The following is a 6,774-nucleotide window of genomic DNA, read 5'->3' as shown; positions in this document are numbered from 1 at the left end:
GTGATCTACCGCGCGGACGTGATCGTTTATGGCCGGCGCGCCGGGTAGGTCACGACCGTTGGTCGTGACCTGACCCGTCACGCGTCGTGGTTCAAGCGCTCGCCGGTTTCGGCATCGAAGAAATGCAGCCCCTGCGGCTGGATCGCCACGCGGATGGTGCCGCCCACCGCCGGCAAGGCCTGCGGTGCCACGCGCATCACCAGCGCCTGGTTGCCGTGGGTCATGTTGACGAAGATCTCGTTGCCGACCGGTTCGATGCCATCGATGGTGGCCTCGAACGCGGTGGCATCGCCCGCCGCGGCCGGCTGCAGGTGCTCCGGGCGGACGCCGACGGCCAGCGTGCGGCCGATCCAGGCCGGATCGATCGTCGCCTCGCCCAGCGGCGCACGCAGCGCCGCCTCGCTGACCACCACCCCACCCTCGCCGCGTTCCAGCGTGCCGCGCAGCACGTTCATCGCCGGGCTGCCGAGGAAGCCGGCCACGAACAGGTTGGCCGGGCGGTCGTACAGCGCCATCGGCGTGTCGATCTGCTGGATCACCCCGTCCTTGAGCACCACGATCCGCTGGCCCAGGGTCATCGCCTCGACCTGGTCGTGGGTCACGTAGATCATGGTGGTGCCCAGCTTGCGGTGCAGCTGCGCGATTTCGGTGCGCACGCTGTGGCGCAGCTTGGCATCCAGGTTCGACAGCGGCTCATCGAGCAGGAACACCGCCGGTTCGCGCACCAGCGCACGCCCCAGCGCCACGCGCTGGCGCTGGCCGCCGGACATCGCCTTGGGCAGCTTGTCGAGCATCTCGGTCAGGCCCAGCGTCTGCGCCGCTTCGTTCACGCGCTTGGCGATGGTCGCCTTGTCGTGGCCGCGCAGCTTCAGGCCGAAAGCCAGGTTCTCGGCCACGGTCATGTGCGGGTACAGCGCATAGCTCTGGAACACCATGGCGATGTCGCGGTCTTTCGGCGCCACGTCGTTGACCACGCGGTCGCCGATGCTCAGCGTGCCACCGCTGATTTCCTCAAGGCCGGCGACCATGCGCAGCAGGGTCGACTTGCCACACCCCGACGGTCCCACCAGGACCATCAATTCCCCATCGGCTACTTCAAAGGTCGCGCCCTGGACGGCCACCTGGCCGTTGTCGTACACCTTGCGCACGCCCTGCAACTGCACTTTTGCCATATCACCCATTCCAGTCCGCCCGCTGCCGGGCTGTTGATGCGGAACTGCCTTCGGCCCTCCCGATGGCAGGTCGATGGCGTGGTGCCGCATGACGGCGACCACTGCAATCGAATACAGTCTGCTCATTCTGCCATGTAAACGTTTTCACGTGGCAGTATCCAATGGTCGGTCATGACCGCGTCGCTGTCGGGGCGTGTCATGCCCCATGATGGGCGGGCCCGCACCTGTTCATGTTGCGACTGCAGCAACCGGACACCGCGGCCAGCTTGACCCCCGAGAACATAGACGAGAAGCGATTGACAACGATGTCACCCGGATCTGAAACTCGAGCGATGCACGATACCCTCTTCCTGTTTGGCGCCACCGGCGACCTCGCCCAGCGCTACCTGTTCCCTTCGTTGCTGCGCCTGCTGGGCGATGGCCTGCTGCCGGAAGACTTCAAGGTCCGCGCACTGGCACTGTCCCCGCACGACACCGACGCCTTCCGCCAGATCCTGCGCCCGCGCCTGCAGCAGGCGATGCCGGCGGCCAGCCTGGACGACATCCAGTCGCTGCTGGACCGCATCGACTACCGTTCGGTGGACCTGCGTGATCCGCAGTCGGTGGCCGACTCGGTCAGCGACCTGGTGGATCGCAGATGCGTGAGCTACCTGGCCATTCCGCCGGGCCTGTACATCTCCACCTGCGAGGGCCTGGCCCTGGGTGGCGCGCTGGCCGCGCCGGCGCGGCTGATGCTGGAAAAGCCGATCGGCAGCGACAGCGCCAGCGCCGAACAGATCCTGACCACCATCGGCCAGTGGATCGACGAAGACCGCGTGTTCCGCCTGGACCACTACCTGGGCAAGGCGGCGGTGCAGAACCTGATCGCACTGCGCTTCGGCAACACGCTGCTCGAGGCGGTGTGGAACCGCAACTACATCGAATCGGTGCACATCCTGGTCGCCGAAAGCGAAGGCGTGGATGGCCGCGACGCCTACTACGCGCGTTCGGGCGCGCTGCGCGACATGGTCCAGAGCCACATCCTGCAGCTGCTATGCCTGGTGGCGATGGAACCGCCGGCGTCGCTGGAAGCCGACCGCATCCGCGATGAGAAGGTTAAAGTGCTGCGCGCCCTGCGCCCGCTCGATGCCAAGCATGCGGCGCGCGACAGCGTGCGCGGCCGCTACACCGCCGGCACCATCAACGGCCAGCCCGCGCAGGCCTACCAGCCGCCGGAAGGCAGCGATGTGGAAACCTTCGCCGGGGTCACCGCGCATATCGACAACTGGCGCTGGTCCGGCGTGCCGTTCCACCTGGTCACCGGCAAGCGCCTGGCCGAGCGCACCACCCGCGTGGTGGTCAACCTCAAGCCGGTCACGCATTGGCTGTTCGAGCGTCCCGACCGCGCCAACGCCACGCCCAACCGCATCACCTTCCAGCTGCAGCCGCAGGAAAACATCGAGCTGGGTCTGATGAGCAGCCTGGCTGGCCCGGAATGGGGCGCGCTGGAACTGCACCCACTGGAGCTGGAACTGTCTGTGCCGACCGGCCTGCACCGCCGCATCGCCTACGAGCGCCTGTTCCTGGATGCCTTCAACGGCAACCATGCGCTGTTCGTGCGCGACGATGAAGTGCGCGCGGCCTGGGCCTGGATCGACAGCGTCAGCGATGCCTGGAAGGAAGCGCAGCTGCCGCTGCAGCCCTACCCGGCCGGCGAATGGGGTCCGGAACAGGCGTTCGGCTTCCTGCCCGCCGATGTGGATGCCGAGGCCAACCGCAAGGATCGCGCATGACGGTGTCAACCCAACCGGCGCTGGTGGCCGATATCGGGGGCACCAACGCCCGCTTCGCACTGGCTGACACCAGCCTGGCCGCGCCGCTGCTCAAGGACAGCATCCGCGAGTTCGTGGTGGCCGATTTCCCGTCGCTGGGCGATGCCGCGCGGCATTACCTGGAGCAGATCGGTGCTGAGGCACGCCGCGGCGTGTTCGCCGTGGCCGGCCGCGTCGATGGTGACGAGGCGCGCATCACCAACCACCCGTGGGTGATCTCGCGCATGCGCACCGCGCACATGCTCGGCTTCGATGACCTGCACCTGATCAACGACTTCGCCGCGCAGGCGATGGCAATCTCGCTGCTGCAGCCGCAGGACGTGGTCCAGGTCGGTGGCGCGGCGTGGGTGCCGGGCCAGCCCGGCCAGCCGCGCAACTATGCGGTGATCGGCCCGGGCACAGGGCTGGGCGTGGGCGGGCTGATCCTTCGCCACGGCCGCTGCTACCCGCTGGAAACCGAGGGTGGCCACGTCAGCTTCCCGCCCGGCACGCCGGAGGAGATCCGCATCCTGGAGATCCTGTCCGAGCAGTTCGGTCGGGTCTCGAATGAACGCCTGATCTGCGGGCCGGGCTTGGTCAACATCCATCGCGCGGTGTGCGAGATGGCCGATGTCGACCCGGGCCAGCTGCAGCCGGTGGACGTCACCGCGCGCGCCCTGCACGGCGATCCTCAGGCGATGCGCACGGTGGACCTGTTCTGCGCGGTGTTCGGCGCCATTGCCGGCGACCTGGTGCTGATCCAGGGCGCATGGGACGGCGTATTCCTGACCGGCGGGCTGGTACCGAAGATGCTCGATTCGCTCCAGCATTCCGGCTTCCGCCAGCGCTTCGAACACAAGGGCCGGTTCTCGTCGATCATGGCCCGGGTGCCGTCGCTGGCGGTGATGCACCCGCACGCGGGCCTGCTGGGCGCGGCCGCCTACTCGGCCGATCTCGAACGCGACCTGCCAGGAGGCGCCGCATGAATGCACTTGAAGAAACCAACCGCTTCACCCTGATCCGCCACACCGATGCCGATGCGTGGATCGAGACGATCGCGGCCGAAATGGCGCAGATCCTCAACCATGACATCGGCGCCGCGGGCCGGGCCCGGATGCTGCTGTCCGGCGGCACCACGCCGGCGCCGGTGTACCAGGCGCTGGCCGAACTGGACGTGCAGTGGGACCGCGTGGAAGTGAGCCTGGTCGACGAGCGCTGGCTGTCGCCGCAGGACCGCGACAGCAATGCCTGGCTGGTTCGCCAGAGCCTGCTCAACCGCGCCGAGGGCGCGCACTTCGATCCGCTGGTGCGGGTGGGCAAGCCGTTGCCGGAATGCGTCTACACCGCCAACCTGCAGGCGCAGCACACCGAGGCACCGTCGCTGGCCGTGTTCGGCATGGGCAATGACGGGCATACCGCTTCGTTGTTCCCCGGCTCCAAGGACCTGGCCCGCGCGCTGGAAAGCACCCTGCCCTACGCCGCGCTGGATGCCACCGGTTGCCCCGGATCGAACCAGTGGCCGCTGCGCATCACACTGACTCCGCACGGCATGCGCCAGTGCCGCCAGCGGCTGCTGCTGCTGCGTGGCAAGCAGAAGCTGGAAGTGCTCAAGCAGGCACTGGAAAGCAACAACGCAGCGCTGTATCCCATTCTCAACGCGATCGATCTCGATGGCCGCCCGAAGCTGCGCATCCACTGGTGCGACTGATTCGATGCCGCTGTCATTCCGTTCGCCTTCTCATAGCCGGTAGCCAATGAGCCTGCACCCCAAACTCCATGCCATCACCGAGCGCATCGTCCAGCGCAGCGTCGCCTCTCGCGCTGCGTACCTGGCGGGCATCGACGCCGCGCTGCGCGACGGTCCGTTCCGTTCGCGCCTGAGCTGCGGCAACCTGGCCCACGGCTTCGCGGCCTGTGGCCCGACCGACAAGAGCCGCCTGCGCGGCGGGGTCACGCCGAACCTGGGCATCATCACCGCCTACAACGACATGCTGTCGGCGCACCAGCCGTTCGAGCACTATCCGGAAATCCTGCGCGAAACGGCGCGTGCGCTGGGTGCGACGGCACAGGTCGCCGGCGGCGTGCCGGCGATGTGCGACGGGGTCACGCAGGGCCGTGGCGGCATGGAGCTGTCGCTGTTCTCGCGCGATGTGATCGCGCAGTCCACGGCGATCGGGTTGAGCCATGACATGTTCGACAGCACGGTCTACCTGGGCGTGTGCGACAAGATCGTGCCGGGCCTGCTGATCGGCGCGCTGGCCTTCGGCCACCTGCCGGCGATCTTCCTGCCGGCCGGGCCGATGACGCCGGGCATTCCGAACAAGCAGAAGGCCGAGGTGCGCGAGCGCTATGCGGCAGGCCTGGCCACGCGCGAGGAGCTGCTGGAAGCCGAAGCGGCGTCGTACCACGGGGTGGGCACGTGCACGTTCTACGGCACGGCCAATTCGAACCAGACGCTGCTGGAAGCAATGGGCGTGCAGCTGCCGGGCGCGTCGTTCGTGAATCCGGAAACGCCGCTGCGCGATGCACTGACCCGCCATGCGGCGGTGCGTGCGCTGGAAATCAGTGCGCTGGGCGATGACTTCCGGCCGCTGGGCCGGTTGATCGATGAGCGCGCGATCGTCAATGCGGTGGTCACGTTGATGGCCACGGGTGGTTCGACCAACCACACGATCCACTGGATCGCGGTGGCGCGGGCGGCGGGCATCGTGCTGACATGGGATGACATGGACCAGCTGTCGCAGCTGGTGCCGCTGCTGGCGCGGGTGTACCCGAACGGCGAGGCGGACGTGAACCGCTTCGCGGCGGCCGGTGGTACGGCGTTCGTGTTCCGCGAGCTGATGGACGCGGGGCTGATGCACGCGGACCTGGTGACGGTGGCCGAAGGTGGCATGCGCCAGTACACGCAGGATCCGGCGCTGCGCGAGGGTGCGCTGACGTGGATCGAGGGCATTGCCGAGAGCGCGGACCGTGAGGTGGTGCGCGGGGTGGCCGAGCCGTTCGAGGCACAGGGTGGGCTGCGGCTGCTGCGCGGCAACCTGGGCCGTTCGCTGATCAAGCTGTCGGCGGTGAAGCCGCAGTACCGGACGATCGAGGCACCGGCGGTGGTGGTGGATGCGCCGCAGGTGTTGAACAAGCTGCATGCGGCGGGAATGCTGCCGCAGGATTTCGTGGCGGTGGTGCGTTACCAGGGGCCGCGTGCGAACGGGATGCCGGAGCTGCATTCGCTGGCGCCATTGCTGGGGCTGCTGCAGAACCAGGGCCGGCGGGTGGCGCTGGTGACGGATGGTCGTCTGTCGGGCGCGTCGGGCAAGTTCCCGGCGGCGATCCACATGACGCCGGAAGCCTCGCGCGGTGGTCCGCTGGGACGGGTGCGCGAGGGCGACATCATCCGGCTGGATGGTGAGGCGGGCACGCTGGAGGTGCTGGTGGACGCGGCCGAATGGGCAGCGCGCGAGCAGGCGCCGAACACGGCACCGGCGGCGCACGATCTGGGCCGCAACCTGTTCGCGATGAACCGCCGCCTGGTGGGTCCGGCTGACCAGGGCGCGATTTCGATTTCGTGCGGGCCGGCCGCTGACGACGGTGATATGTGGAATTACGACGCGGAGTATGAGCTCGGGAATGACGCTGCTGCTGCGCTTGCGCCGCACGAGTCTAAGGACGCCTGACGGGTTTCCGCGTAAAGCGGCGGTTGTGTCTGCGTGGGTGAGGCAGCGGCGGGGGTCCCCTACGGGACACGCCGTGAATCCGTCCATGGAGGCTTGTCGAAAACATCCATGTTTTCGACAGTCCCTACGGGGACCCCGCCG

General features: G+C 67.9%; 5 protein-coding genes. 4 read left to right on the top strand and 1 reads right to left on the bottom strand.

Annotation, left to right across the window (positions count from 1 at the left end):
* Positions 1 to 77 precede the first annotated feature (77 nt).
* Positions 78 to 1,172 (bottom strand): sn-glycerol-3-phosphate ABC transporter ATP-binding protein UgpC, encoded by a 1,095-nt coding sequence (gene ugpC / locus QMX79_RS19320; protein WP_282248214.1) that lies wholly within the window; start codon positions 1,170 to 1,172, stop codon positions 78 to 80.
* A 332-nt stretch (positions 1,173 to 1,504) separates the two neighbouring features.
* Here ugpC and zwf point away from each other — a divergent pair, with 332 nt between their 5' ends.
* From zwf to edd, 4 genes are read left to right on the top strand one after another with little or no spacing between them, the layout of a single operon-like run.
* Entirely contained in the window at positions 1,505 to 2,944 is a 1,440-nt protein-coding gene (zwf, locus tag QMX79_RS19315; protein ID WP_336618878.1) for a glucose-6-phosphate dehydrogenase, read from the top strand.
* Complete coding sequence (glk, locus tag QMX79_RS19310; RefSeq protein ID WP_282248212.1) at positions 2,941 to 3,948, top strand: glucokinase; 1,008 nt, start codon at positions 2,941 to 2,943, stop codon at positions 3,946 to 3,948. Before zwf ends, glk begins: the two co-directional genes overlap by 4 nt.
* Positions 3,945 to 4,670 (top strand): 6-phosphogluconolactonase, encoded by a 726-nt coding sequence (gene pgl / locus QMX79_RS19305; protein ID WP_282248211.1) that lies wholly within the window; start codon positions 3,945 to 3,947, stop codon positions 4,668 to 4,670. Before glk ends, pgl begins: the two co-directional genes overlap by 4 nt.
* 46 nt (positions 4,671 to 4,716) lie before the next feature.
* A complete protein-coding gene (edd, locus tag QMX79_RS19300) occupies positions 4,717 to 6,633 on the top strand; it encodes a phosphogluconate dehydratase (protein ID WP_282248210.1) in 1,917 nt (638 codons plus the stop codon).
* Positions 6,634 to 6,774 lie beyond the last annotated feature (141 nt).

The sequence above is a fragment of the Stenotrophomonas sp. PS02300 genome, from assembly GCF_029959395.1.
GTDB classification, from domain to species: Bacteria; Pseudomonadota; Gammaproteobacteria; order Xanthomonadales; family Xanthomonadaceae; genus Stenotrophomonas; species Stenotrophomonas maltophilia_AD.
This window is presented reverse-complemented; position numbering and strand designations above follow the sequence as displayed.

Excerpts from the sequence above, each read along its gene's own strand:
- glk (WP_282248212.1), top strand. The coding sequence starts at position 2,941 with ATGACGGTGTCAACCCAACCGGCGCTGGTGGCCGATATCGGGGGCACC.
- zwf (WP_336618878.1), top strand. The coding sequence starts at position 1,505 with ATGCACGATACCCTCTTCCTGTTTGGCGCCACCGGCGACCTCGCCCAG.
- edd (WP_282248210.1), top strand. The coding sequence starts at position 4,717 with ATGAGCCTGCACCCCAAACTCCATGCCATCACCGAGCGCATCGTCCAG.
- ugpC (WP_282248214.1), bottom strand. The coding sequence starts at position 1,172 with ATGGCAAAAGTGCAGTTGCAGGGCGTGCGCAAGGTGTACGACAACGGC.
- pgl (WP_282248211.1), top strand. The coding sequence starts at position 3,945 with ATGAATGCACTTGAAGAAACCAACCGCTTCACCCTGATCCGCCACACC.